Origin of the sequence: Clostridium tetanomorphum (assembly GCF_017873215.1) — a bacterium.
Lineage (GTDB): Bacteria > Bacillota > Clostridia > Clostridiales > Clostridiaceae > Clostridium_AO > Clostridium_AO tetanomorphum.
The window spans coordinates 140,376-165,624 of record NZ_JAGGKA010000002.1 but is presented as its reverse complement, the minus strand read 5'-3'; the positions used below and the strand labels follow the sequence as shown (position 1 = coordinate 165,624).

General features: G+C 28.5%; 18 protein-coding genes. 8 read left to right on the top strand and 10 right to left on the bottom strand.

The features are described from left to right. Positions 1-355: 355 nt before the first annotated feature. The 4 genes from J2Z24_RS02910 to J2Z24_RS02895 form a co-directional block, all read right to left on the bottom strand. Positions 356-4,219 (bottom strand): hypothetical protein, encoded by a 3,864-nt coding sequence (locus J2Z24_RS02910; protein ID WP_051593235.1) that lies wholly within the window; start codon positions 4,217-4,219, stop codon positions 356-358. A 54-nt stretch (positions 4,220-4,273) separates the two neighbouring features. Continuing rightward, the gene (locus tag J2Z24_RS02905; protein ID WP_035147810.1) at positions 4,274-4,729 is read right to left on the bottom strand and encodes a hypothetical protein; all 456 of its coding nucleotides are present in this window, start codon (positions 4,727-4,729) and stop codon (positions 4,274-4,276) included. Positions 4,730-4,812: 83 nt separating this feature from the next. Continuing rightward, positions 4,813-8,766, bottom strand: coding sequence for a cell wall-binding repeat-containing protein (locus J2Z24_RS02900; RefSeq protein ID WP_051593234.1), 3,954 nt, complete (start codon positions 8,764-8,766; stop codon positions 4,813-4,815). Between the two features lie 517 nt (positions 8,767-9,283). Then, on the bottom strand, positions 9,284-10,288 hold the full coding sequence (locus tag J2Z24_RS02895) for an acyltransferase (protein WP_035147809.1): 1,005 nt from the start codon (positions 10,286-10,288) through the stop codon (positions 9,284-9,286). A gap of 235 nt (positions 10,289-10,523) precedes the next feature. On the opposite strand from J2Z24_RS02895, the gene J2Z24_RS02890 reads away from it, so the two are divergent. After that, positions 10,524-11,027 (top strand): SEC-C metal-binding domain-containing protein, encoded by a 504-nt coding sequence (locus J2Z24_RS02890; RefSeq protein ID WP_035147808.1) that lies wholly within the window; start codon positions 10,524-10,526, stop codon positions 11,025-11,027. Positions 11,028-11,133: 106 nt separating this feature from the next. Here J2Z24_RS02890 and mnmM read toward each other — a convergent pair whose 3' ends face one another. After that, positions 11,134-11,703: a tRNA 5-(aminomethyl)-2-thiouridylate-methyltransferase MnmM gene (mnmM, locus tag J2Z24_RS02885; RefSeq protein WP_035147807.1), complete on the bottom strand. Its 570-nt coding sequence runs from the start codon at positions 11,701-11,703 to the stop codon at positions 11,134-11,136. A 37-nt stretch (positions 11,704-11,740) separates the two neighbouring features. Continuing rightward, complete coding sequence (locus J2Z24_RS02880) at positions 11,741-12,775, bottom strand: type I phosphomannose isomerase catalytic subunit (RefSeq protein WP_035147804.1); 1,035 nt, start codon at positions 12,773-12,775, stop codon at positions 11,741-11,743. Positions 12,776-12,966: 191 nt separating this feature from the next. On the opposite strand from J2Z24_RS02880, the gene J2Z24_RS02875 reads away from it, so the two are divergent. After that, positions 12,967-13,533 (top strand): TetR/AcrR family transcriptional regulator, encoded by a 567-nt coding sequence (locus J2Z24_RS02875; RefSeq protein ID WP_035147801.1) that lies wholly within the window; start codon positions 12,967-12,969, stop codon positions 13,531-13,533. A gap of 51 nt (positions 13,534-13,584) precedes the next feature. Here the strand turns inward: J2Z24_RS02875 and J2Z24_RS02870 are convergent, their stop codons facing one another. Continuing rightward, a complete protein-coding gene (locus J2Z24_RS02870) occupies positions 13,585-14,787 on the bottom strand; it encodes an EAL and HDOD domain-containing protein (RefSeq protein WP_035147799.1) in 1,203 nt (400 codons plus the stop codon). A 217-nt stretch (positions 14,788-15,004) separates the two neighbouring features. Here J2Z24_RS02870 and J2Z24_RS02865 point away from each other — a divergent pair, with 217 nt between their 5' ends. From J2Z24_RS02865 to J2Z24_RS02850, 4 genes are all read left to right on the top strand, one after another. After that, the gene (locus tag J2Z24_RS02865; protein WP_051593233.1) at positions 15,005-15,466 is read left to right on the top strand and encodes a hypothetical protein; all 462 of its coding nucleotides are present in this window, start codon (positions 15,005-15,007) and stop codon (positions 15,464-15,466) included. Between the two features lie 131 nt (positions 15,467-15,597). Beyond that, positions 15,598-16,524: an acyl-CoA dehydratase activase-related protein gene (locus J2Z24_RS02860; protein WP_035147797.1), complete on the top strand. Its 927-nt coding sequence runs from the start codon at positions 15,598-15,600 to the stop codon at positions 16,522-16,524. A gap of 52 nt (positions 16,525-16,576) precedes the next feature. Then, positions 16,577-17,674 (top strand): 2-hydroxyacyl-CoA dehydratase, encoded by a 1,098-nt coding sequence (locus J2Z24_RS02855; RefSeq protein WP_035147795.1) that lies wholly within the window; start codon positions 16,577-16,579, stop codon positions 17,672-17,674. Then, complete coding sequence (locus J2Z24_RS02850) at positions 17,655-18,635, top strand: acyl-CoA dehydratase activase (RefSeq protein WP_035147793.1); 981 nt, start codon at positions 17,655-17,657, stop codon at positions 18,633-18,635. The genes J2Z24_RS02855 and J2Z24_RS02850 overlap by 20 nt, the downstream gene beginning before the upstream one ends. A 228-nt stretch (positions 18,636-18,863) precedes the next feature. On the opposite strand, the gene J2Z24_RS02845 is transcribed toward J2Z24_RS02850, so the two are convergent. The 3 genes from J2Z24_RS02845 to J2Z24_RS02835 form a co-directional block, all read right to left on the bottom strand. Next, the gene (locus J2Z24_RS02845) at positions 18,864-19,274 is read right to left on the bottom strand and encodes a hypothetical protein (protein ID WP_156950230.1); all 411 of its coding nucleotides are present in this window, start codon (positions 19,272-19,274) and stop codon (positions 18,864-18,866) included. 66 nt (positions 19,275-19,340) lie between these two features. Further along, entirely contained in the window at positions 19,341-20,645 is a 1,305-nt protein-coding gene (locus tag J2Z24_RS02840; RefSeq protein ID WP_051593232.1) for a VanW family protein, read from the bottom strand. Positions 20,646-20,793: 148 nt separating this feature from the next. Beyond that, positions 20,794-22,365: a hypothetical protein gene (locus tag J2Z24_RS02835; protein ID WP_035147786.1), complete on the bottom strand. Its 1,572-nt coding sequence runs from the start codon at positions 22,363-22,365 to the stop codon at positions 20,794-20,796. 225 nt (positions 22,366-22,590) lie between these two features. Here J2Z24_RS02835 and J2Z24_RS21235 point away from each other — a divergent pair, with 225 nt between their 5' ends. Together J2Z24_RS21235 and J2Z24_RS02825 are read left to right on the top strand one after the other, a co-directional pair. Next, the gene (locus tag J2Z24_RS21235) at positions 22,591-24,135 is read left to right on the top strand and encodes a beta-propeller fold lactonase family protein (RefSeq protein WP_207714643.1); all 1,545 of its coding nucleotides are present in this window, start codon (positions 22,591-22,593) and stop codon (positions 24,133-24,135) included. Positions 24,136-24,235: 100 nt separating this feature from the next. Further along, positions 24,236-25,222, top strand: a complete 987-nt coding sequence (locus tag J2Z24_RS02825) for a glycosyltransferase family 4 protein (protein WP_035147784.1) — start codon at positions 24,236-24,238, stop codon at positions 25,220-25,222. Positions 25,223-25,249 lie beyond the last annotated feature (27 nt).

The following is a 25,249-nucleotide window of genomic DNA, read 5'->3' as shown; positions in this document are numbered from 1 at the left end:
GATATGAAACTACGTCTACATTAATTTCGTAGCTTATAATCAATATATTTTAAGCACAAAAAGAACTAATCCCCCAAAAAAGGATTAGTTCCCTATGAAATGTATATTTAATTTTACAGCCAGTGATATGAAATGGCTATTTTATGAGATTTGATTTGAATTTGTGTTGACATGATTTGGGTTTGAAATGTTTATTTAAATCCGTTCACATTTATTTTAAGGTGCTTAACACCGTGTAAGTATAAACAATAGAATATAGAGTACAAATAATTTATACTCTATATCCATTTTTGTTTATAGTTTAAATTACGCTCTTTTCACTTAAATGTTTGGAGAGCAAGGTTTGGCTCTTTTATTATTTAGTATCTAATGTGTAAGTTGTTACATTTCCAGCCGCATCTGTTAGAGTAACAGTTACTCCATCTAATGCAGAAACCATTTCTGGTGTTATATTTTCATCTGCTGAAAGTACTTTGAAAGTATCTGTTGTTTTAACAGCCTTAGAAATTGGATTTCCACCAATTGTAACTTCTGCTGTTGCATCTTCACTTAACACAGCAGTTGCTGAAGTTACAGCTTTAGTACCATTTTCTGTAGCAGCTTTTAAGTCTATAACACCATTAGCACTTATAGTTACGTTCTGACCATTTACTTTTATGTTTGATACTGTTGGAGCTACTTTATCTTCAACAGTAACTTTTTCACCAGTACTATCATTCATATTTATTACTGATCCAGAATCACCTGTCACTTTAACACCTTTTGCATCTGATGTAAGATTTAAGTTAGTTACAGTTCCGTTTATTGCTAATTTAGCAGCTTTTGTAACTTCTACATTAGTAATATTTCCACCTAAAGCTACTGCTCCTGTAGTATTCACAGTAACTTTACCAGTAACAGTTCCACCATCATTCTTGAATCCTGAACCATTAGCATCTGTTATAACTACATTAGCTATTGTTCCTTGGTTAACAAATGTTCCACTTACAACATCTTTAATGTTAACAGTTCCAGTAACTGTTGAACCATTTATAAATTCCGCATTTGGAGTATTTACTGTTAAGTCTCCATCCAAAGTTCCGTTATCTAATTTAACTGTTGCACCTAATGTGAAATTATAGCTTATATTTGCTTTAAGTGTTTTTCCATTTAAATTAATATCAACTGGATGTCCTATTGTTAAATCCGCAACATCAATATTATCAGTTAATGTTATTACACGAACAGCATCTTTTGCTATTGCAGCTTTAAATTCATCCGCATCTTTAACAGATGCTTCTGTATTTACATCGCCATTAATTTGGTATGGAAGCTTCTTCTGTCCTCCATTTGTCAATTGCTCTCCATCTATACTTTCTATAAAGTTAGAGATTGTTACTACTGTTGTTTTAGCATTTGTTAATGTTCCATTTGGAAGCACTATAGTTATAGAATCTACTTGAGCATCCTTATCATCGTAGTTTTTAATATCAGCAACAATTTGTGTACCTGTTGGTAGTGGTGCTCCATTTAATGTATAATTTGATGTTGTTAATGCATTTGCATAACTTCCACTAACTTTAACTGGTTTATTAAACTTAATATAAACAGCATCTTTTTCTAGTGTATTTTTTTCATCTGTTAGGGTATCAAATCCATCAGAATAATTTGTATCTGCTACTGCCCATAAAATTTTGAATTTTTCTTGTGATACTGGTGTTCCTTCTACTGTAAAGGCTTTTGTTGCTGAAGCTGCTGTATTTCCAACATCATCTGATATTGATCTTACTACAAGTGTCCATTCACCTGGATCAAGGGCTTTTGTTGGCTCTACTTCTATAACTGTATCATAATCATCTAAAACCTTAGTAATTGCCTTAGCTTGTATTGTTTGGCTATTGTCTTTTTTAATGAATTCTGCTGTTGGTTGTGGAATAACAGGTTGTCCTTGTGCCTCAGTTGGTAAAGTATCTCCACCTCCTGGCATTTTAATTGGCTCGGACATAGTAACTTTATATTGTGGAAGAAGTTTACCTTGTTCATCTTTAGCTTGTTCAATTTTACTTATTATTGGGCTTGTTACATCAGGAGTCTTCATAGCTCCATCTAAAGGCATAAGTATTTCTACATTTTTCTTACCATTACTTGCTGCTACTACTTTATCCTTTTCTATTACTAGACGATAGCTATCATTAAAGTAGTTTTTATTTGTATTTCCTGTATCATAAAATTTTGTCCAGTCTTGTTTTACTTCAACTTTAAATTTAACATTTTCAGTACCTATTCTAGTTACTTTAAGTTCTTGTTGATCTTTAACCATACTACCTATAGGAACATCTTTCCATTCCTTTAAGGTTGTATTATATCTTTGAAGTTTAATTAATGCTTCATTTGATAAATCTTTTGTAATTTCTTTATTAAATGTAACTATATATTGTTCTGGGGATTGAACTTCAACTTTTGCATCTGGAACTCCAACATCTTCTGGAATAACAAAATCTAATGTTTGTGTATTCATTACATTATTAGGATCATCAGTCTGGTTTGCCCAGTCACCAATATTTGATCCTTGTAATGAATGTGTTTCTGGTACAAAGTAAATTTGATCCCCATTAATATCTTTACCTAAAGTAATTGTAACAACATTTCTAGTATCTTCTCCAGTTTTAGCATTGAATGTACCTACTTTTGCAGTAGCCTTATTAGTTCCTACTCCCCATTTATCATTACCTAGCTGGAATCCATCTATTACCCAGTTTTCTGGTTTCTCTGCATCGTTAGAAACTACTGCTTCTGAGAATGTAACTTTGATAGTTTTAAGCCCTTCTCTTTCTATTCCTAACATTGCCGGTCTTCTAGCATCTGTCAATTTTGTCATTTTCGTTCCACTTGTAGGAACTGTACCTGTACCATCGCTAAAATCTACAGCTACATTGGCGTTATCTGTTAATACACTACTTGTATCTAATATAACATATAAGGCTTTACTATTTCCTGGTACTTCCTTAAGCCCTTTTATAACTCTAGGTTTTCCAGCTGTCATATCATTCGCAGCTTCTGTTCTAACATTAATTGATACTTTGTCATTGATAGAACCATCAGCATTAACATATTTTTCTATTGGCACATCTTTGTTAAAATATAGAATAACACGATCAGCTTGTTCTGCTAAAACATCTGTTAATGTTGCTCCTAATTTTTCTTCTCCACCGTTATCAGGATTTGGAGTCATTAGCATATTTCTTGTTGCAGTAAGATTAATTAAATTTTTATTTGCTGCTTCAAGAACTGTTGCTCTTAAAATTGCTGTTCTTTCAACATTCAATGCTTCAGATATAAGCATTACTGTTGCTTTACCATTTTGTAATGTTACACGCTTTTCTGCAAAGTTACCAAATGTAGTTGTAAATCCTACTTCTACATCTCCTGCATCTGTTACAACATTTCCTTCTGAATCTGTTAATTCAAATGTAACTAATGCACTATCTGAGCCATCTGATTTTAAGAAAGTTCTATCATCTTTAATGGTCATTTTTGTACTATATAATGATGATATATCTGGCATAGTGAATTTGTAAGTCATATCCTTCTGGGTTTCTCCACTTACCTTAAGACCAGTAACTAATACATTATAGCCTTTTTTTACTTCTGCACCACTTACTTTTAAAGTAATCTCTTTCTTATTTTCACTTAATGTAGCTGATATTACTGTCATTCCTTCTATTTTGAAGTTTTCAGCTTTAGCTTCATCAACTGCTTTTGATAATTTAACGTTTAATTTTGAATCGGTAATAGCACTTACTGATTCAACTTTTAATTGTCCATCTACTGGAGTAACTTGTCCGTCTTTCCATTCAGCATCTATTTTCACTTCTGGTAAAATCTGATCACCTTTAGCTGCTTCTGTGAAAGTATCTAATGCGAAATCTTTACCAAGTACAGCTGCATCTTCTGCTGCTTTTGAAACTGCTTTATAATCTACATATCCTGTTTTATCATCTAATAAAGATATTATTCCTTCATTTGTTGAAAATTTGTCATATAATGGAGCTTCTAATCCTAATGACTTATCTTCATATGAATTATTTAACTCACTAAAATTGAACTTAACGTTCTGTGAAGCTAATTTTACTATTACATCTGTAGTCTTTGCAGATACGCCAGAAGTAAGAGCAGTTGCTATTAACGTACCCATAGCAGCTGTTGATAATACTGAAAGACATTTTTTATTGTTTTTCATAAACATTCTCATTCCTTTCCTTACTCGTAAATTCATATGTTATATTTAAACCTATTAATAAATATCTACAACATCAAATTCTTGTTGTCCAGGTTTTATTATTCCACCATCAACAACTTTTCCATCTTTAACAATTCTTTGTTGTATATCAAATGTAATAGAGATTATATCACTACCACTTACATTTGATGTAAAACTGTCAAGATTAAAAGTTTGGTTGAATACTGCCGCATTTTCAGCAGCAATCTTTATAGCTTTATAGTCAACATAGCCTTTTAAATCATCTCTAAGTGATATTACATTGCTACTTCTTTTTACATACTCATCATATAATTGTGAGTCAAGTCCCAACGCTTTATCTTCAGCTGCTAATCTTATATCATCATAATAATATTGATAATATGTATTAGTATCTTTTACCAATACACTAGCAACTTTAGCACTTGCTGATGTTGAAACCAGAAAGGATATCATTAATGTACTTATTATACTAACTATCTTTTTCTTCATAAGTCTATCCCATCTTTAATTTATTTTTCTGAATTTATGGATAAGGGTCTATACAGACCCCTATCATAAATTTAACTCTAAAACTATTTTATAACTACAAGAGCTTTAGCTTCATCAGCTGTTAAAGTCTTGTTAATAGTTACTACAAATGTTCCATTTACGTTTCTTGTAGCTTCGCCATCTACTGTTACAGTTTTTGATGCATCAACACCTTTAACCATAACTATAGTTGTTCCTACTACTGCACCTGGTTTTGTTTCTACTGTGAAGTTTTCAACTGGTGTAGTTGATTTTTCTTTTAACTGAACTAATTTTTCAGCTTCTGCAGTAGTTAATGTTTTGTTAATTGTTACTACAAATGTTCCATCTACAAGTCTTGCTTCCTGTCCATCAACAAATACATCATATTTTGCAGCATCTACATCTTTAACCATAACTATAGTTGTTCCTACTACTGCACCTGCTTTTGTTTCTACTGTAAAGCCATTGCTAATAACTTTTATACTATCTAATCTCTTAGTTAAATCTTCTCTATCTGAATCTTTTAAGCCTTTAACTAATTCTCTAGCAGCATCTACATCAGCTTGCTTTCTGCTACTTTCAGCTTTAGATACTGCTGCTTTAGCATCAGCTAATTTCTTTGCATATTCAGTATTTTCTTCAACATTAAAGTTTTTTCTATTAACTTTTCTTCCGTTAGTATCTTTACTTGATGGTTCATATGGCTGAGTGTTACCAGCTCTATCTTTCTTAGTTCTAATAGTTACTTTATCTTTAATAGCTGTCACAGTAATCTTATCGCTTCCTTTAACAGGAGTGCTTGATTCCATAGTGTAAACTAAGTAAGTTCCGTTAACTATTTTTACTGACTTAACTTCAAGCTTACTGTTTTTATCACTTATAAAGTTAAAGTCATCTGTATAAGCTCCAACCATAGTTGGATCTAGTTGAGTGTCAAATTTGATTGTAACTGTGTTGTTAGTTTCATCAAATCCCCAGTTATCTACATATCCGTTCTTTTCATCAATATCAAGTTCTGGCTTAATTAAATTGTCATATAATTTTACATCATTTGCCTGTATGCTTTGTCCAGCTTCATTTTCAGCAGCGTCCTTATCAAATCTAATCTTTAAGTCAGCACCTGCTTCTTTTACAAACTTATTATTATCTTCGCCATCCTTGAATTTGAAGATTAATTTATCTCCTGAAGGTCTAACAGTATCTGCTATTACATAATCACTGCTATTTCCATCTTTGTAGAATAAGAACTTATTCTTAACTGGTTTTTTAACAGCTGCAGTAAATTGCATTTCTACTTCAACATCACTTGATGGTTCACTCATCTTAATTGATGAATCTAACACTTTTATAGCAAGATCACTATTCATGTTTCTATCTTGGTAATCAGCTTCCATGTTGTTTCCAGCTAAGTCTTTAACATCAGATTTTACGATTATTCCTTTAATCTGATCTTCTGCTTCATAAGAATCCTTAAATTCTATTGTAACTGTCTTACTGTCTGAAGCTAATTTAATATCTGTCTTTGATGGAAGTTCTTTTACTTTATTTTCTTTATCTATATATCTGTAGTTTGCAGCTTTTTTAACTGAAGATGAATCCATTTCTTCTGAGAACTGGATAACTATTTTCTTTCCATCTCTTCTTGCTCCATCAACCTTTGGTGCAACATCGTCTTCACCATTTAATTGACCTTCATAATCATCCATTATATTGTCTGAAGTATCAGCAATGTTTTTAATCTTTAATGTATATTTCTTTGAACTTAAGTTCTTTTCATCTTTTAATTTGATATCATATACATCTGTATCATCATCTGTTCCATTAGCAGCTTTTACTTCTTTAATATCGCTACTAATATCTGTTCCACTTGAATCCTTTAATTCATAGTTCTTTGTATTTGTTGCATGAGTATATCTAACATCTTCAGTAAATCTTACTCTTATAGTTTCAGCATCTATTGAAGTTATACTTGCAACCTTTGGCTTAGTATCGTCTTTTTCAGCTTTGAAGTTTTCTCTTGTATCTTCTGCTACTTTGTTTCCATAAGCATCTCTTACATTATCGCTTATTTCTACAGTATTAGAACCAGTCTTTATATCTCCGCCTACTCCAGTTATCTTAACTTGAGTATCATCTTTTTTCAATTCTATTTTTGCATCACTTGGTAATGTATGATCATTTAGCTTGTAGTTTGATTTTTCTACAGCTGTTTCTGCATCCATTGCTCTATCGAAGTCGATGTAGATTTTTCCATCAGTTCCACCAGTAATCTTCTTAACTCTTGGTTTTGAAGTTACATCATCTACTTTAAATTCTTTAGTTACTTCTTGAACTTTAAATCCAGCTGCATCACAAAGAATTTCTCCCTTTTCTCCATCTGGAACTTTAAGTTTATTTGTTCCTGTATCAAGAGATGATGCAAAGTAGTATTCTACTTTATTTACATACGCTCCCTTTTCAAATATTAAAGTATCTTTAGCTTTACTTAAATCATAGTCAGCACCTACGCTCTTAACTGTCTGGCCATTTATTTCTAATTCATCTGCTAATTTGTCAGCTGCATCATGTTCATCAATTGCATCTTTTACAAATACAGCTTCTGAGAATTCAACTATTAGCTTGCTGTTACCTCTTACTTCAACCTTTTTAACTGTTGGGTTAACTAGGTCTTTGAAAGTAACATCTTTTTCGTATTCTTTTACAGTTTTAACTTTATCTTCTGATAAAACACCTTTTCTAACTTTAACTGTTGTTTCATCTTGTTGTTCTTGTGATTTAGCTAAAGTTAATATAACTGTTCTATCATCATCCTGAAGCACTGCAATTGCATCTGTGTCTCTGTATGATTTATCTTTATCATATTTAGTTAATTGATTTCCATCTACTTCATAGTTTGAAACATCTTCTGCTGAATCTGAATCTACTTTACCAGCAAATACAATCTTAACTTGATTTAAGTTAAGTGCTTCAATGCTGCTAACTTCTGCTTTACCATCTGAATCTTTTTTACCTCTTAATTCATCTTCTATAGCTTTGCTTACTGAAGCTTCTCCACCAACGATAGTAACCTTAGTGCTATCTCCCATATTGTCTTTTATGAATTTGTTAGCTTCACTTACTCTTGTTGAGTTAGCTCCTAATCCATTTAATACAACTGGAGCACCATTTTTAGCTGCTGCTGCTGATGCAACTAAAGCGTCAGCAAATTTTGACTTATTGTCATCTCCACCTGCTGCAACATATATATTATCGAATTTTAAATCTGCTTTAAAATGACCTAAAACTTTTAAGTTAGTTTCAAATCTGTCTGCTCCCTTAGCAATTCTTTCAGCTTTAACTTGTGAAAGAACTGATTCAGGTAAAACAACGTCTCCACCTACTGCCATTACTTTTAAGTCTTTAGCGATGTTCTTTACAACTTCAGGAACTTCATTTCTGTTTCCAAATAATACTGGCATTCCTTTAGTTGCTGCTATTGATGCTACTGATAGTGCATCTGCATATCCTTCAGCACTTACAAGTACTGCATTAGTTGCTTTAGTTGATTCTAAAACTTTTTTAGCAACTGCTGCGTTTGTACCGTATCTTCCATCTTTAGCATCTCCTGCTATTCTTTCTACTTTGTAAGTTTTAGCTAATTCGCTTTGCATAGCTTCTGTTACAACACCAGTTCCACCAACAATATATATATTTTTAGCTTCTAACTTAGTTAATGTAGCTAATAAATCTGCTGATGGTTTGTTTGAAGCATCAGTTAAAAGGATTGGTGCATTTATTGCTTTTGCAAATGGTGTAGCAGAAACTGCGTCTGCATATCCTAATCCATTAACTAAAACTACATTTTCAGCCTTTCCGAATGCCTGTGTAGCAACTTCCTGAGCTGTTGCAAATCTGTCAGCTCCTGGCATTCTTGTTACTTCAGCTGCTGCTTGTACATTAGTAGCAGTTAAAGTTGATGTTAAAATTAAGCTCATAACTGTAGCACTTGCTAGTGCCTTGTGGCTTCTTTTACTCATATTATGATAACCTCCTCATTTAAGTGAAATTAAATAATTAATGTATATAAATTTTATTTATATAATTATAAATTTATAACGATTTTGTGGTTTAAAACGGTGCACTATGATTATTTATGTTTATAAACATTATTATTCATAAGATGCCCAATTTTAAACTTAAGGGTAATTATAACATAAAAATATAGTATTTTCTATAGTTGTAGAAAATATTTTTGGATTTTATTGTGTCAATATCCGGATATATTTTATGTAATCCATATTTTTCATCATAGTGAAAACATCTCACACATTAGTATTTTTAACCTCGAATACTATTATACAACAACATATGTAATTTTTCTATACTTTTTTCCTTAGAAATTATATCCAAGAATACCATTGTATTATATACTATTTTACTCATATTTACTGCATAGCTTTATTATTCTACATAACCCCCATAAATCCTTCTAATTCTTAAGATTAATTTTTAAAAAAATAGAATTTTTTTATTATTTTATTATATTGTTAAAATTCATATGTTTTTTTCATTATTAATCATAATTTTAAATGTTAGCCTTATATATCCAAATATCATAGGTAAAAAAATACATAAGCATAATGCTCCAGTAATAAAACCAATACTAGCTATGCTCCATTTAAAATGTTTAAACAAAATTATGTAATAATATAGTACTAAAGGGTGGGCTAAATACACCACATAGGAGTTATTCGAAATCTTTCTTAAAACCTTAAGGGTTTTTTGGCTAAAACTTCTACTAAATAAAAAAGCTGTAACTATTATAGAATATATAATTATGGAAGGTCTTATAAATGTTGTAGAATAATCCATACTTTTACCTATTTTAATACTGTGAAAAGTTTCCCACAATATACATATTATACATACTAATAATATGAAGTCAAAAAGTTTTTTATGCTTTTTCATTGATTTTATATAATTTGCTATATTTCCACTTAAATATATTCCCAAAATAAAATAAAATAACCAAAATAGAATATTTCTCTTTGAAAAAAAATCTAAAGTTAAATTAGGCATGTTAAAATAATGTCCAGTAGTAATAATACCTCCAGATATAATTAATGATATAAATACTCCTAAAATATTTTTAAAACATAAATATAATATAGGAAAAATTATATATAGTTTAATTATCATAGACATAAAGTACAAATGATAGAAAATTTTATCGCCTTTCATAAAAGCTTCCCACCAAGAGTTAAAATCATAATTTTTATTAATTATCAATAAATATACTATGCCCCAAAATATATAAAGTGGTAATACTTTTCCTAATCTTCTTCTTAAAAAATATAGATATCCTTTTTCTCTTTTATAACTTAACGCTAAACCCAAACCTGAAAAAAATACAAATAAGGGCACGGAAAATCTTGATAATTGATTTATAATTAAAGATAATATATAGATAAAACTTCCTTCTTTACTGCTTCCTAAAGAAAATGCAGATATATGAATAATTACCACTCCTATTATTCCCAATGCCTTTCCAACGTTCATTTCTACTATGTTTTTTTTATCTATGACCTACACCTTCCTTCCACATTTTTCTTGCAATTTACATTATATCATAGCTTTTTTATTTTTATTTATTGATTTTTTTTAATATTATGCTAAACTAGTTTTATAGTTTAATTTTTGGTGCAGATCCTTTAATAGAAATATAAGTTGAAAATCCACAGAACTTTTTATATAATAAGGCGTGGAACTATACTTAGTAAAAGGAGAATAGGATATGAGCTTATACAATGAATGGAAAAAGTTAGTTGTATTTTTCGTGCAAACTGAAGGCGAAGAAGAATTTTGGAAGGAGTTAGGTTCCGTAGAAGAAAAAATTATACCTAACATACTTAAAAATTATAAAGATACTACAAAGGGAAAATTAAAGGATTTAGCAAAAAGTTTTAATGTTTCATCTGTTTCCTTCATGGGGTTTCTTGATGGAATAAACACTTCTTTAAAGCAACCTTTAGAACTAGAAAGTTTGACTGAAGACTCTGAAATAGAATTACATATAGATTTTGAAAAATTATATATTGAAATGCTCCAATCTAATACAGATTATTTATATAATTTACCTGAATGGAATCTTATTTTTGGAAAAGAAAAGATAACGGAGTTAAAGATTGCCTACGGAGATACGAAAACTATAGTAGCTCCTACAAGAATAGGCAGAAATGAATTATGTCCTTGTGGTAGTGGTAAGAAGTATAAAAATTGTTGTGGTAAAAATTCCTAATCACTTTCTACCCTCAATTTTATATTTCTTCTCCTTTGCTTATAAATGATAGCCCCTTAAAAGACGGTGTTACACCGTCTTTTATCTTTTTTGTAGAATTTTTTACTTACCTTTTTTCTATACATATTAGCTCTGGAGGATTATTTATTTGATTAGTAAAAGAAAGTTTAGCTACGTTAAATTCTTTTTGATTTAAACATGATGTAAATTCTTCTATAGCTTTCTTTTCTCTCTTTCCCTCCTCATGTCCATGGTATATAACTAAAATAACAATTCCATGTTTTTCTAATATATTTAAAGACTTCTTTATTGCTAATAAAGTTGTTTCACTTTTTGTTGTTACTTCATGGCAGGCATTAGGTAAATATCCTAAATTAAATATGACAAGTTTTATCTTTCCCTGTATATACTTGTCTAAATTCTCATGGCCATCTAGTATCACTTTAACTCTATTTTCCATATTCATTTCTTTAAGTTTCTTTTCTGTATTTTCCAAGGCAATATTTTGAATATCAAAAGAATACACCTTACCTTCATTTCCTACTAATTCTGCTAAGAACAAAGTATCATTACCATTACCCATAGTAGCATCTACAACTATATCCCCATTCTTTACTTTTATCTTGCATATTTCTTTAGCTATATTCATGGAATTGGTAAAAAAATTTTTTATCATATGCATCCCTCAACTTTAAAAATTAAATTTCATGTAATTATAATATAATTTCTTCTAGTGAATATCCTCTATTTTTTAAATATGATTTTTTTTTATTTATTTCCTCATCATCTATAATATAGCTTTTTAAAGTTTTAAAATTTCCTAAAAGGCTATATTCTTTTAAAGCTGCTGGTATAAATATTGATTCCCCTGCTTTAAATTTTAAAAACTCTTTACCATATTCTATTTGGCCTTCTCCTTCTAAAAAAGTATAAACTGAAAATATTCCTTCATTATTTTTAAATTCCATTTTGCCATTGCCTTCATAAAGTTCTAATGAAAAATATTTACTTAAAGCAATGTAAGTAACCATGAAATCCTTTTCCTTTATTTGTAAACCTTTGTATTTTTCTTGTCTTTCTTTAGCGTTAAAATCTATTACTTCTAATGCTTTATCTATATGTAGATCTCTTTTATTACCATTTTTATCAATTCTATTATAATCATAAATTCTGTATGTTAAATTAGAGTTTTGCTGTATTTCTGCTAAAAGTATTCCTTCTCCTATAGCATGTACTACTCCTGCAGATATATTTATTATATCTCCTTTTTTTACCTCTATATATTTTAAACACTGTTCTATTCTATCCTGTTTAACTGATTTTAAAAAACTTTCCTTGTCTATCCCTTGTTTTAAATCATAAATAAGTTTGGCTCCAGGTTTTGCATCTAAAATATACCACATTTCATTTTTACCCTGCTGGCCATTCTCATGGTAAAATGCATAACTATCATTTGGGTGTACTTGTACAGAAAGCTTATTATTAGCATCTATAAATTTTATAATTAAAGGAAATTCTTTAAATTGTTTCTTCCCTAAGGCTTCATATCTATATTCTTCTATAAAATCATTAAATTTCATACCTTTAAATTTTCCGTTATCTATTATACTTATTCCATCCCTATGAGTGGATACTTCCCAACTTTCCGCTACTATGCCCTCTGGTAGTACTTTTCCCAGCTTTTCTAAATTTCTTCCTCCCCAAAGATAATCTTTATAATTAGGTTTGAATTTTAAAGGATAAAACATTCTTTACGCTCCTTTCTATAAAGTACAATTTTTTAACCTATACAATTATTATATCCTACCACTTAAATTATGTTCAAATTGGATACAATATAATTTTTTAAATTTGTCAATAATTAAACAAATAGTTGTTGACAAATTTTATTTATTATTCTAAAATGAATTAAGGTTCATTATATAAGGAGGAGTTTATAATGCCTAAAATAATAAAGGACTTAAATAATACAATATTCAATATTTCCATGAAATTATTTTCTGAAAATGGTTATGAAAAAGTAGATATGAAATTGATTGCTAAAAAATGTAATATAGCTGTAGGTACTCTTTATAACTATTATCCAAATAAAAAAGAACTATATATATGTATACTAAATAAAAGTTGGAATGAAATTTTTAAAAAGCTTGAAGATATTAAAACTTCTTCCTATGAGCCTAAAGAAAAAATTAGAAAGGCTTTGGTTACTCTTTATGAAAATATAGAAAGCAGACAAGGAATTGCTAAAGAACTAGTAAATAACAATATAAATGATTTAACTAAAGATCCTAGAATTTTAGAATTTAAAGAAAGACTCACTAAAAATATTGAAGTATCTTTAGCACCTATAGAGAAAAAAACTAATTTTAAAAATGATGTAGGGATAAATAGAAGGTTATCAGAAACCTTGCTTTTATCTATTCCCATCCTTATCGAATCCCACAAAGAGGAAAAAGATGATAATATCGAATTTTTAAATGGATTATTAGAAGCATTTATCAAATAAACTAAATCACTATGTAAAAATCTATTTTTGTAAATTTTTACATGGTGTTTTTCATGTAATTGATATCCATTTTATAGCTTTTAAGTAACACTCCCCTATATCCCATTCTAATATCTTTAATTCTTTAGCTTTCTTAGAAACACTTTTCCATTCTCCATTTTCATAACTTAAAACTAAACATAATATATCACTTAAATAATTTTTATTACCTAAAAGCGCATATTTTACTTCACTAGGCACTGCTAAGTTTTCTAAAGCCTTTTCCATTGGCATATCTAAAATTACATCTATCATAGATAATAGTCCTGTTATATAAGCATTAAATTCACATACATTAGCTTTAATTCTTTTGCTTATCTCTTCGCAAAATTTAGCTCTTATAATACTTATTTTAATTAATTCATCTGGTTTATCTTTAGCTATATTACTTATCAATACTACATTTATCCATTTATAAAGTTCTTTTATACCAAAGAGTCCCATAGCTTGTTCTATGGAGCTTATTTTGCCTTTCAATCCCATGTATGAGTTATTTACTGCTCTTAAAAGCTTATACGAAAGGGATACATCCCTTTTTATTAATTCTCCTAAATCATCAAAATCTAATTCATTTAAATTTATCTTTTCCATTATTTTTATATGTGCTAATTTATTTGCTGGAATATCCCTTGCCTTAAGTACAGAAGGTTTACAAAAAAAGTACCCTTGAAAATAAGTATAACCATATGAAACTGCTTCTTTAAATTCTTCTTCACATTCAATTTTTTCTGCTAAAAACTTAATGTCTTTTCTACTTATTTTTTTTATTACTTCTTTTCTTTCTTTGCCTAAAGTAGTCCTAAAATCTATCTTTATAATGTCTGTCAATTCTATAAACTCTTGATATTTTTTATGAAACACAAAATCATCTAAAGCTATGACATATCCCTTGTTTTTAAGCCTTTTCAAACATTGTAATATTTCTTTTGTTGGTTTAACTGTTTCAAGTATTTCAATAGCAACTAATTCTTTAGGAAGAATAGTACCTATTTCCTCTTTTAATAGATCTTCTGTAAAATTTATAAGAGCTCTTTTTCCTGCTGTAATATTATGTATGCCTATTAAATAAAAACTGTCTGCTATCACCTTATAAGTAGCCTTATTTCCATCTATTTCTTCACAAAAATTATTTAAATTACTTCTATACAATAACTCATAAAATATTACAGATTTGTCTTTATTAAAAATAGGCTGTCTCGCTATAAATATATTCATAAATATCTCCTTTTCATATTGGAAATAGCTCTAAAGTTATATTTACATTATCGGCATTAACACACATATTTTCAGTTATATTTTTTAGTTATCTGATATTTCCCAGTCAATGATAATATAAAATTACATTTTATATTACTCTTTTTATATTATATAATAATATTTTTATTGAATTTTCATATAAATAAATAATAATACTTATTTTGTGTAGAGGGTTATGGAAAATAATTATAATAAAAATCCAAATGAAATTTTTGAGAGCAATATAGATTCCAATAAAAAAGATTCTTCTAGTAATAAAGGTTACACTAATGAACATACCTCTGACTACTATGATAAAGACACAGATGATTTAATTGCTAAGATGGCTCTAAGAATTCGGAGTATAAACTTACTTAGAGAGGAGTTAATAAAATTAGAATTAAATCCAAAAGCCAGACTTTACTTTGATAATGATGTAAACCCACTACTTACTACTTTGTTATCTCTTAGTGCAACCTCATTAAATTTATCCACATCCTCTTCACTTTTATCTACTTCTATCATAGTTCATTCTAAGGATTCAAAAATTAAAGATACTATAAATCTTATATATAGTATAAATGAGCAATGTGAAGATATTTATAAAGTACTAAAAAGAAAAGTTAAAATTCTTATAGATATATCCTGTAATCCTTAAAATGTGGATTGTAAAGCATTTATATGTTTTCAATCCACTTATTTTTTCTTTATATAATATGAATAATATTTCTATATGTGGTTAAAATCTCATGTAAAACTATAATTCTTAAATTATTAAAGGAGATTTTTATGAAAATAGGTATACCAAAAGGATTATTATTTTATAAATATAATCCATTTATTACTACATTTTTCAAAGAATTAGGTGGAGAAATAATACTATCCCCAGACACAAATAAAGACATATTAAACTTAGGTACAAAGTATTCTGTAGATGAAGCCTGTTTACCTATAAAAATTTTTCACGGACATGCAGCCTATTTAAGAGATAAATGCGACATTATATTCCTTCCGAGAATAATGCAGTTAAGGGAAAGAGAATACATATGTCCTAAATTTTGTGGACTTCCTGAAATGATAATAAACAGCATACCAGATATGCCTAAAGCTATTACTTTTCCTATATATGCTTACTCTGAGAAAAGCTTACATAAATGGGCAGTTAAAACGGGACTTATATTTACTAAAAATTATTTTAAAATAAATAAAGCTTTTCAAACTGCTATAGAACATCAAAAAAAATATACCCCTGGAATTAATGATAATAATTATAAGTTAAAAGTAGCTTTAGTAGGGCATCCATATAATATTTACGATAACTTTGTAAATATGGATTTAGTGTCCAAACTTCACAAAATGGGTGTAGGTGCAATTACTGAAGAATATGTAAAAAATAATTATATTGATAAAGAAGTAAAGATGCTGTTTAAGAGACCCTTTTGGACTTTTACTAGAAATTCATATGGTTTTTCTTCCTATGTTGGAACTCATGAAAAGGTTGATGGAATTATATATTTATCTTCTTTTGCCTGCGGAACAGATTCTGTAACAGTAGAACTTATAAAAGATAGATTGAAAGAATTTCCCATATTAGTTTTAAAACTAGATGAACATACTGGTGAAGCAGGGCTAGACACAAGAATAGAAGCTTTTGTGGATATGTTACAGAGAAGAGAATTTTTAGCTGAGAAAAGACAATTGATAATTGACAGTTAAAGAATAAATATTAAGAAATCATCTACTAAAAAGAAAGGAGATGTTGTTAATTATGGTTATAACTTTCCCCCATCTTGGTAATACAGCTTTTGCTGCAAAAGCAATTTTTGATGGGTTAAATATAGATTACATATTGCCTCCTGTAAGCAATAAAACCTCTTTAGAAATAGGTTCTTATTATGCTCCTGAGGAAATGTGTCTTCCATTTAAAATAATGCTTGGAAGTTTTATTAAGAGTATAGAAAATGGGGCAGATACTATACTTATACCTGGAAGCTGTGGCCCCTGTAGATTTGGAGAGTACTCAGAACTTCACATGAAAATATTAAAAAGACTAGGCTATAATATAAATTTTATAGTATTAGATTATCCTAAAGATATAGGGATAAAAGAACTATTAAATAGAATAAATAAAGTTTCTATTAAAAGTGATAAAAATAATAAAGAAAAAATAAATGCTTTGATAAGTGGATATAAAGTTATAAATCTAATAGATAAAATAGAGCAAAAAGCTAGACTTTTAACAGGCTATGAGGTAAACAAAGGAGACTTTAAAAGGGCTTTAAATGAATGTAAAAGAAAAGCTCTTCTTACTAAAAAACCTGATGAAATGATTTCTTTATTTAGAAAATATAATGCTCTTTTAGATAATATAACTTTAAACAAATCTAAAACTCCTTTAAAGGTCGCCATAATTGGAGAAATATATACTTTAATGGAACCTTTTTCTAACATCTATATAGAGGATAAACTTATGGATTATGGAATTTCATCTAAACGATTCTTATACCCTAGCTGGTGGGTAAAAAATGCTGTTTTAACTCCAGTAAAGTTAAATTCCTTAGACATAAAAAGGGCTTCAAAGAAGTATCTTCCCTACTACATAGGTGGGTTTGGGAAAGAATGTATAGGGGAAGCAGTTCTTGCCAAAGAACAAGGATTTGATGGAGCAATTCAAATCTTACCTATGGGATGTATGCCAGAGATAGTTTCAAAATCCATACTTCCTAATATATCTAAAGATAAAGATTTTCCTATTATGACTTTAGTAGTAGATGAAATGACCGGAGAGGGAGGTTATCAAACTAGAATAGAAGCTTTTTTAGATTTACTTGAAAGGAGAAAAGAAAATGTATTACATGGGTGTTGATGTTGGTTCTGTTAGCACAGATATTATACTTTTAGATGAAAACTTAAATTTAGTAGAAAGTCTTTACCTTAGAACTAAAGGTAAGCCTATAAACATTATACAGGAAGGCTTTAAAATATTAAAAGATAAATATAAACACACTGATATAAAAGCTGTAGGAGTCACAGGTAGTGGTAGGCATATTGCCTCTTTTATCATTGGAGGTGATGCAGTTAAAAATGAAATAACTGCTCATGCCGTAGCAGCTTTACACTTAAATAAAGATGTTAAGACTATAATAGAAATAGGTGGGCAGGATTCTAAAATAATAATACTTAGAAATGGTATTGTAACAGACTTTGCTATGAATACAGTTTGTGCTGCCGGTACTGGCTCTTTTCTTGATAGGCAAGCTGAAAGATTAGATATTCCTATAGAATCCTTTGGAAATTATGCACTAAAATCTAAAACTCCTATAAGAATAGCTGGAAGATGTGCTGTTTTTGCGGAATCAGATATGATTCATAAACAACAATTAGGTTATGATGAAGAAGATATAATAAACGGATTATGTGATGCTTTAGTTAGAAACTATTTAAATAACGTAGGTAAAGGTAAAGAAATTAAAGCCCCTGTATTTTTTCAAGGTGGAGTTGCAGCTAATAAGGGGATAAAGGCATCCTTTGAAAATGCTTTAGGATTAGATCTTATAATCCCCGAGAATCATAAAGTTATGGGAGCTATAGGGGCTGCTATAATCGCTATGGAAACTATAAAAAAAGAAAAAAGAAAAACCTACTTTAAAGGCTTTAATATATCGGCTATAAATTTTTCCTCTAAAAGTTTTGAATGTACCGGCTGCGGCAATGGATGCGAAGTTGTAAAAATAATTGGTGATGAAAAAGTACTAGGCTGTTTTGGAGATAAATGTGGAAAATGGAATTCTCCTATGGCCATTGCTAGTCTATGCAATGAATTATAGCTACTACTTTGAGAACGTAAACAGATTTGTGTAAATACAAATGTGCTTACGTTCTACAAAATTCTGGCTTTCTGTATGTGATGACTTAAAAACAAAGGTGTAAAACATATAGTAAATCTACATAACCTCATTATTTAGTAATGCCCAGAAAAACAAAAATTACTACAGGAGTTTATCTCCCATAGTAATTAATCTCATCTATTATAATTTACCGTTCTCAGCCTAAAATTATTTTATTACCTTTAATTCCACTATCTCTGCCCAATTTTCTGCTGTATTTCTTACGACTCTAGCCAATTCTTTTTGAACTTCCTTCACTCTTGATGATGTATCTTTAATTGCTAATTCTATAACTTCTAATCTATCATCTAAAGATTTTTCTTCTTTGCCTTTTTCTCTATCTAATTGTTCTGCAAATGAAGTTTGTACTTCTCCAACAACCTTCACTTTTTTGTTCAGTTCTTCAAGTAATAGTGTATTTTTATCTGTGTTATTTTCAACATTTTCCACTTTACTATCTAATTTCTTTATATCGCCCTGAATTGATTTCATATCACTTTGCATTGATTTCATATCACTTTGCATTGATTTCATATCACTTTGAATTAATTTTAAAATATCAAGTATTTCTTTATCCAAAATATCACCTACCTCATATATATTATATCCATAATTTAGAATAAAATCTATTGGAAAATATTTCATTTAATCTTTATAACTATCACTACTAATCAACTGTTTGTCTATTTCTTTACCATTTTTACAAGTTACTTTATATACATTAACTCTATTTCCCTTTATTTCATTAATTAAATCATACTTTTTATCAGTTAGAGCATTGTTTGAATATATATTAAAAGTTAATTTTCTATTATATATAATTCCTTCTATATATATGGGATACGGCAAAGTATTACCAAATTTATAATCTATATTCCCAAAATCCACAGTTGCATCCATTCCAAGTGGCACATAGGTTGAAGCTATTGTATGATGAGTTCTCTCTTTAGGTAATATATTAGCTCTTGTTACTGCATTATAAAGCGTTGAAGACACCTGACAAACTCCTCCCCCAAAGTCATCCACGAACTTATCTCCTACTATAACTGTAGCGGGCTTATACCCTTTTTCTTCAGTTCTTTGACCAACTACTTCGTTAAAACTAAATGTATCTCCTGGCATTAATATTGTACCGTTGATTGCCCTAGTGCTAAGATCAACATTTGTTGCTCTATTGTTGTTTGAAGAAGCAAAATCAGTTGTAAATGTAGATATTTTAGTATCTATTTTTTTTAAGTCTTGAGAATTAATATGAGGCTTTACTTCTTTCATTACAGAACTTATAACTATATTGTCTTTTTTTCTAATATCCATATTCTTATCTATTTCTTTTTTTATTTTCTCTTTATCTACAACTTGTCCACAAGTTTCCCCTTTTATAATAAAATTTCCTGATGGACTTTTAGTTATTTCTGCATTACTAGCTTGTATATTGTTTTTTTCTTCTATGTTTTTTATAAATTCATCTATTTTACTAGTACTGTATTTATATTTTAAGTTCATATCCTCACTTTTAGGATTTTTTATATTATCATATTTTTTTAAAAATTTGTCATTTTTATGAAGAAGATAAGCTGAATTTACTACATCACTAAAATTGTACTCTATATTAAGTTTTGAAAAATTTAATTTATATTCATTATTTGATGTTTTTATGACAATATCTCTTGCTTTATTTTGGTTTTTATATTTTTGTGATAACAAATCTATTGCTTGCTCTTTAGTTTTCCCTCCTACATTTACTCCTTCTATAAATATTCCTGGATAAATTAAATTCTCATATTTTTTAACTGTATTATATATTGAAAAAGCCTTACCTCCCCCTATTAATACTGCGCCTATAAAAAGAAAAGTTAAAGATAAGATAGCAATTCTTCTTCTTTGCATTTTTCTCTTACGTGCTTTACTTTTTCTTCTAGAATAAGCCTGATTTTTTGTTTCTAATAGCATGTACATTTCACCTTCCTAAAATTTTGTCCTTTTAGCAATTAGAATTTTAGCTCTCTATATATATAATACAACATATATTTTGTCAAATGTGTCAAAATGGTTAAATTTTTTATGAATTTTTATATTTTTGTATTACTATAAGATTTATTTAAGATTTAAATATTTTCCATAATCCTTTATTAAGTTTTCCTTCTAAAGATGATATTTTTTCATCTTTTTCTTTATTATCTTCGTCTAAAATTTCCAATTTGCTTTTTAAATTTGATATAATATTTTCCTTGGTCTCTAAAATTGAATATAAATTATTTATTTTAGTATTCAAATCTTCTATAATAAAATTCTTTTCATTGGCTGATTGGTGAGTATTCTTTAGTTGTTTTAATTCTTCTTTTAAAGTAATATTTTCTTCTTTCAAAGCACCATTTTCTGCTTTTAAACCATCTTCACATTTTGATGATTGTTGAATTTTACTTTGTAAATTCTCTATTTCATTTTTTATATTAATTAAATATCTATTTTTATCATTGATAATTTTTGAAAGTTGATTTATATAATTATCTTTTAGTTCTATTTCACTTTCAATTACCTTATTTGTGGTATCACTAATAACATTCATACTATCACCAATCTTTAAAGTTCCTATGCCCTTAAGTGAATTACTTTCCATATTAAAAGGAATAAACTTTTCATAATTTAGGTTATTATTTTTATCTACACTATCATTAAGTTCAATGAATTCTTTAGTAATATTCTCCATAGATAATAACATAAAATTATTCTTAAGATATTCATCTTTTTTATTATTACTTATATAAATAAAGTTTCCTATACTACCAGTACCTGTATTTATAACCTTTTTCCCTTCCCACTTATTTAACTCTTCACATTTTCTATATACTATATTTGATTTTTCTTTCCACATAATATAACATAAATTTTTCTTACAAAATATTGATGGATATATTGGGCTTAAAAGTTCACTACCTATAACTATATCTTTAGACCAATTAACACTACAATTTTTACCTTCTAAATTTCTATATCTCATTAAAAGAATAAGCTTATCATTTATAATTGCATTATAACAAACTATTGCAATTCCTTCATTATTTACAAAGAAAGCAGCATTGTATTGTGATCTTATATTTATATTATTATCTAAATCTGTCCATACTTTAAATGTAAGATTAAACTTTTTAATTTTGTACTTTCCATTACATTCTGGAGAATAAAAAAAATACAAATTGTCATTATGACAGTCAATTATATATGGATATACATATTTTTTAGAATAAATATCCCCAATCTTTTTTATACACCAATTATTATTAGTCCAATAACTATGAAATACATTCCAATATTTTGTATTAATTTTACTACATAACATATAAAAGATATGTATATCTGAAGATAAAATTTTTAAACTTAAAAAATTGATATTATAATTTTTTAAATTAATATTTGATACAATTACTTCCTTTTGCGAATTATATAGTCTATATTTGATTTTGCCATCTAAAGATACATATAATATGTGAATATTATTGTTTTCATCTATATCTACAGAATAGTCAATGATATAGTCATCCAAAGAAGTGTTTTTTATTTTTTCTTTATGATCATATTCTTCTATATTTAATATCTTATTATATAATGAAAATTTATAGTAAATTCCTTTACTATCCCTAAGTAAGAAATAATATTTATTATTATATATCATTAAAATATTCCTCCAATTTTATAGTAATAGCTATATTTTTCTTCTTAATAATTTATATGTAAAAATTTATAATTTTATTAATTTTTATATGGAAAATCAATAACAAGTTTCAGAAATTAACATATATTATAAGTGTAGAAATAAAATACGCTTTAAGTATATTCTTGTATAAAATTATTCATTTTATTAATTTAAAAAATATTTATCCATGAGGAGGTAAAATTTATGCCAGTAGCAGATGTTACTAAAAGAATAAGATATTACGTATCCAGCCCTTCTGCAGGCACTTTAACTGTAATTGACGGTCTTACTAACAACATAGTGCAAACTTATACTGTAGGCCTTGGAGCATATCAAGTAGTGTTATCAAATGACAATACTGCATATGTTGCGAGTTATACCAATAATGTAGTTTCTATACTTTGTTTTGATGGAACCATACGAACTTTACCTATACCAAACAACGGATATATAGAGGTTGATGGTATATCTGGAAAATTGTATGTATCAAATAGTTCAGAAGTTAGCATATACAATACAGCTAGTGGTTTATTACTTGGAACCATACCTGGCTTTATAGACGAAACATTCCTTAAAGTTACACCAGATAGAAGCAAATTATTAGTTCTAGACAATAATAAAGTAAAAATATTTAGTACTTCTACTTTGAATCCAATAGCAACTATACCTGTAGGATTAAATCCAAATTATATATTAATTACAGAAGACGGTAAGAGAGCCTTTATAAGCAATACAGGTGATAGTACAATATCAGTTATTGATTTAACTACCTTTACTACAATAATAACTATACCTCTTACCCCAGGCTCAAATCCTCAAGGACTGGCAATGATAGGAACAACTTTATTTGTAGCTAATAATGGATCAAATGACATTACTTTAATTAATACATTAAATTATGATGTATCTGCAACAACTATTCCTACAATTCAACCTATAAGGCTTGCTATTACACCAGATGCTACCAAGTTATTAGCTACTAATGGTAGTGGAGCATTAACAATAATAGATATAGCAACCAAAACTGTGGAAGGCTCTATTGGATTAGCTGATGTTCCTTTTGATGTTGCTGCAGGATATTTAGGTACTTCAATTTCTCCTGGAGATCCTATTGACTTAACAGATAGTTATCAGTTAGACGATATAACTGAATCAGTATGCATACTTGCAAATAAAGTATTCTCTCATTGCCAATCAAGGGATTGCCAAAATAACGTAGTTATAGAACCACCTGTTGGAACTACCTTTGATAGTATCCAAAGTGTAACATTTGGTAATGGAACAATAGTTCCTGGAAGCCTAATTGTAACTCCTTTAGATGAAAGACCTAACTTTTCTAGAGTACAGTTTACAATTGATGTTCCTGTAACTATCAAATATAACAATGGTTCAACTTTAGAAACATCTTTACTTCCAATATCAAAAGATATTATTATGTTTATGCCAAAATCTCGTGATGAATTTAACTTCGATATAGTCTTAGAAACAAGAACTAACTTACTAAATACTCCTATTATATCTGGTGAAGACATCGTATTTGCAGCTGGAGTATTCATAGTAATAAAAGTTGTTGGTGAGGTTCAATTATTAATTCCTGCATTTGGGTATTGCCCAGAACCTCCAGAATGTGAAGATTATACTGGCCCTGTTCCAGAAGATGTTTGTGAAATTTTCTTAGATTTTACACAAACTCCATTCCCAGAGGATTTCTTCCCACCACAGTATGAAGATATAAATTGTCAACTATAAAAAATACACTTTATCTATAAAATTAATATTTAAGGAGCTGGTAACATTCAGCTCCTTAAATTTTATAGTTTAAATAATATAAAATTTGGAGGCTCCCTATATGAAAGTGTTGTTTTGTATAAGAAATGACTACTTAAAAAATTTTGCCGGAGATTCTATGCAACTATTAAAAACAGCAGAATATTTACGTAATATGAAAGTCAACATAGATATTAATAATGGTAACATAACCAACTATTCTAATTATGACTTAATACACTTATTTAATTTAACTCGAATGGGAGAAACATATAAATACTATAAAATAGCTAAATTTTATAATAAACCTATAGTTATTTCCCCTATATATTGGAATTTAAATAAATATTATAATTATATACATGATTCTAAAAGTATAAGTCTTTGGAAAAAGTGTGATCCCTATAGAAAAGAAATTTTGAACTCCTGTACTATGATGTATCCAAATAGTATTATTGAAGGAGAGCTTATAAAAAAAGATTTCAAAGTTCCATTACCATATACTGTTATTTATAATGGTATAGAAATCCCTAAATCAAAGTCTTTTTCTTCTAATATTGATAGTGAAAATAAATTAGAAAATCATGTTTTATGTGTTGGAAGAATTTGCCCTAGGAAAAATCAATTAGCTTTAGCTGAAATATGTAATAAATTAAAAGTTAAATTATTATTAGCAGGCAGTATTAATGATAAAGATTATTTTAATAAATGCATAGCTTTTAATAATGTTCATTACTTAGGCTTTATAAATAATCACCATATTTATAATATATATAAATCTGCTAAAGTTCATGCCCTTCCATCTTATGTGGAAACTCCTGGCCTATCTTCTTTAGAGGCAGCTATAAATGGCTGTAATATAGTATCTACTATAGAGGGAAGTGCAAATGAATATTTTAAAGACATGGCTATATATTGTAATCCCTATGATTATGATAGTATATTTAAGTCAATTGAAATAGCATTAAAAAGTGATAACAATGTGAACCTTTCTCATTATATAGCAAAAAACTTTAATTGGAATAAATGTGTATCCCCTCTTTATGATAGTTATTGTAATTTAATATAAAGAAAAATCTGATGCCTATTTAAAAGT

Excerpts from the sequence above, each read along its gene's own strand:
- J2Z24_RS02910 (WP_051593235.1), bottom strand. The coding sequence starts at position 4,219 with ATGAAAAACAATAAAAAATGTCTTTCAGTATTATCAACAGCTGCTATG.
- J2Z24_RS02905 (WP_035147810.1), bottom strand. The coding sequence starts at position 4,729 with ATGAAGAAAAAGATAGTTAGTATAATAAGTACATTAATGATATCCTTT.
- J2Z24_RS02900 (WP_051593234.1), bottom strand. The coding sequence starts at position 8,766 with ATGAGTAAAAGAAGCCACAAGGCACTAGCAAGTGCTACAGTTATGAGC.
- J2Z24_RS02895 (WP_035147809.1), bottom strand. The coding sequence starts at position 10,288 with ATGAACGTTGGAAAGGCATTGGGAATAATAGGAGTGGTAATTATTCAT.
- J2Z24_RS02890 (WP_035147808.1), top strand. The coding sequence starts at position 10,524 with ATGAGCTTATACAATGAATGGAAAAAGTTAGTTGTATTTTTCGTGCAA.
- mnmM (WP_035147807.1), bottom strand. The coding sequence starts at position 11,703 with ATGATAAAAAATTTTTTTACCAATTCCATGAATATAGCTAAAGAAATA.
- J2Z24_RS02880 (WP_035147804.1), bottom strand. The coding sequence starts at position 12,775 with ATGTTTTATCCTTTAAAATTCAAACCTAATTATAAAGATTATCTTTGG.
- J2Z24_RS02875 (WP_035147801.1), top strand. The coding sequence starts at position 12,967 with ATGCCTAAAATAATAAAGGACTTAAATAATACAATATTCAATATTTCC.
- J2Z24_RS02870 (WP_035147799.1), bottom strand. The coding sequence starts at position 14,787 with ATGAATATATTTATAGCGAGACAGCCTATTTTTAATAAAGACAAATCT.
- J2Z24_RS02865 (WP_051593233.1), top strand. The coding sequence starts at position 15,005 with ATGGAAAATAATTATAATAAAAATCCAAATGAAATTTTTGAGAGCAAT.
- J2Z24_RS02860 (WP_035147797.1), top strand. The coding sequence starts at position 15,598 with ATGAAAATAGGTATACCAAAAGGATTATTATTTTATAAATATAATCCA.
- J2Z24_RS02855 (WP_035147795.1), top strand. The coding sequence starts at position 16,577 with ATGGTTATAACTTTCCCCCATCTTGGTAATACAGCTTTTGCTGCAAAA.
- J2Z24_RS02850 (WP_035147793.1), top strand. The coding sequence starts at position 17,655 with ATGTATTACATGGGTGTTGATGTTGGTTCTGTTAGCACAGATATTATA.
- J2Z24_RS02840 (WP_051593232.1), bottom strand. The coding sequence starts at position 20,645 with ATGCTATTAGAAACAAAAAATCAGGCTTATTCTAGAAGAAAAAGTAAA.
- J2Z24_RS02835 (WP_035147786.1), bottom strand. The coding sequence starts at position 22,365 with ATGATATATAATAATAAATATTATTTCTTACTTAGGGATAGTAAAGGA.
- J2Z24_RS21235 (WP_207714643.1), top strand. The coding sequence starts at position 22,591 with ATGCCAGTAGCAGATGTTACTAAAAGAATAAGATATTACGTATCCAGC.
- J2Z24_RS02825 (WP_035147784.1), top strand. The coding sequence starts at position 24,236 with ATGAAAGTGTTGTTTTGTATAAGAAATGACTACTTAAAAAATTTTGCC.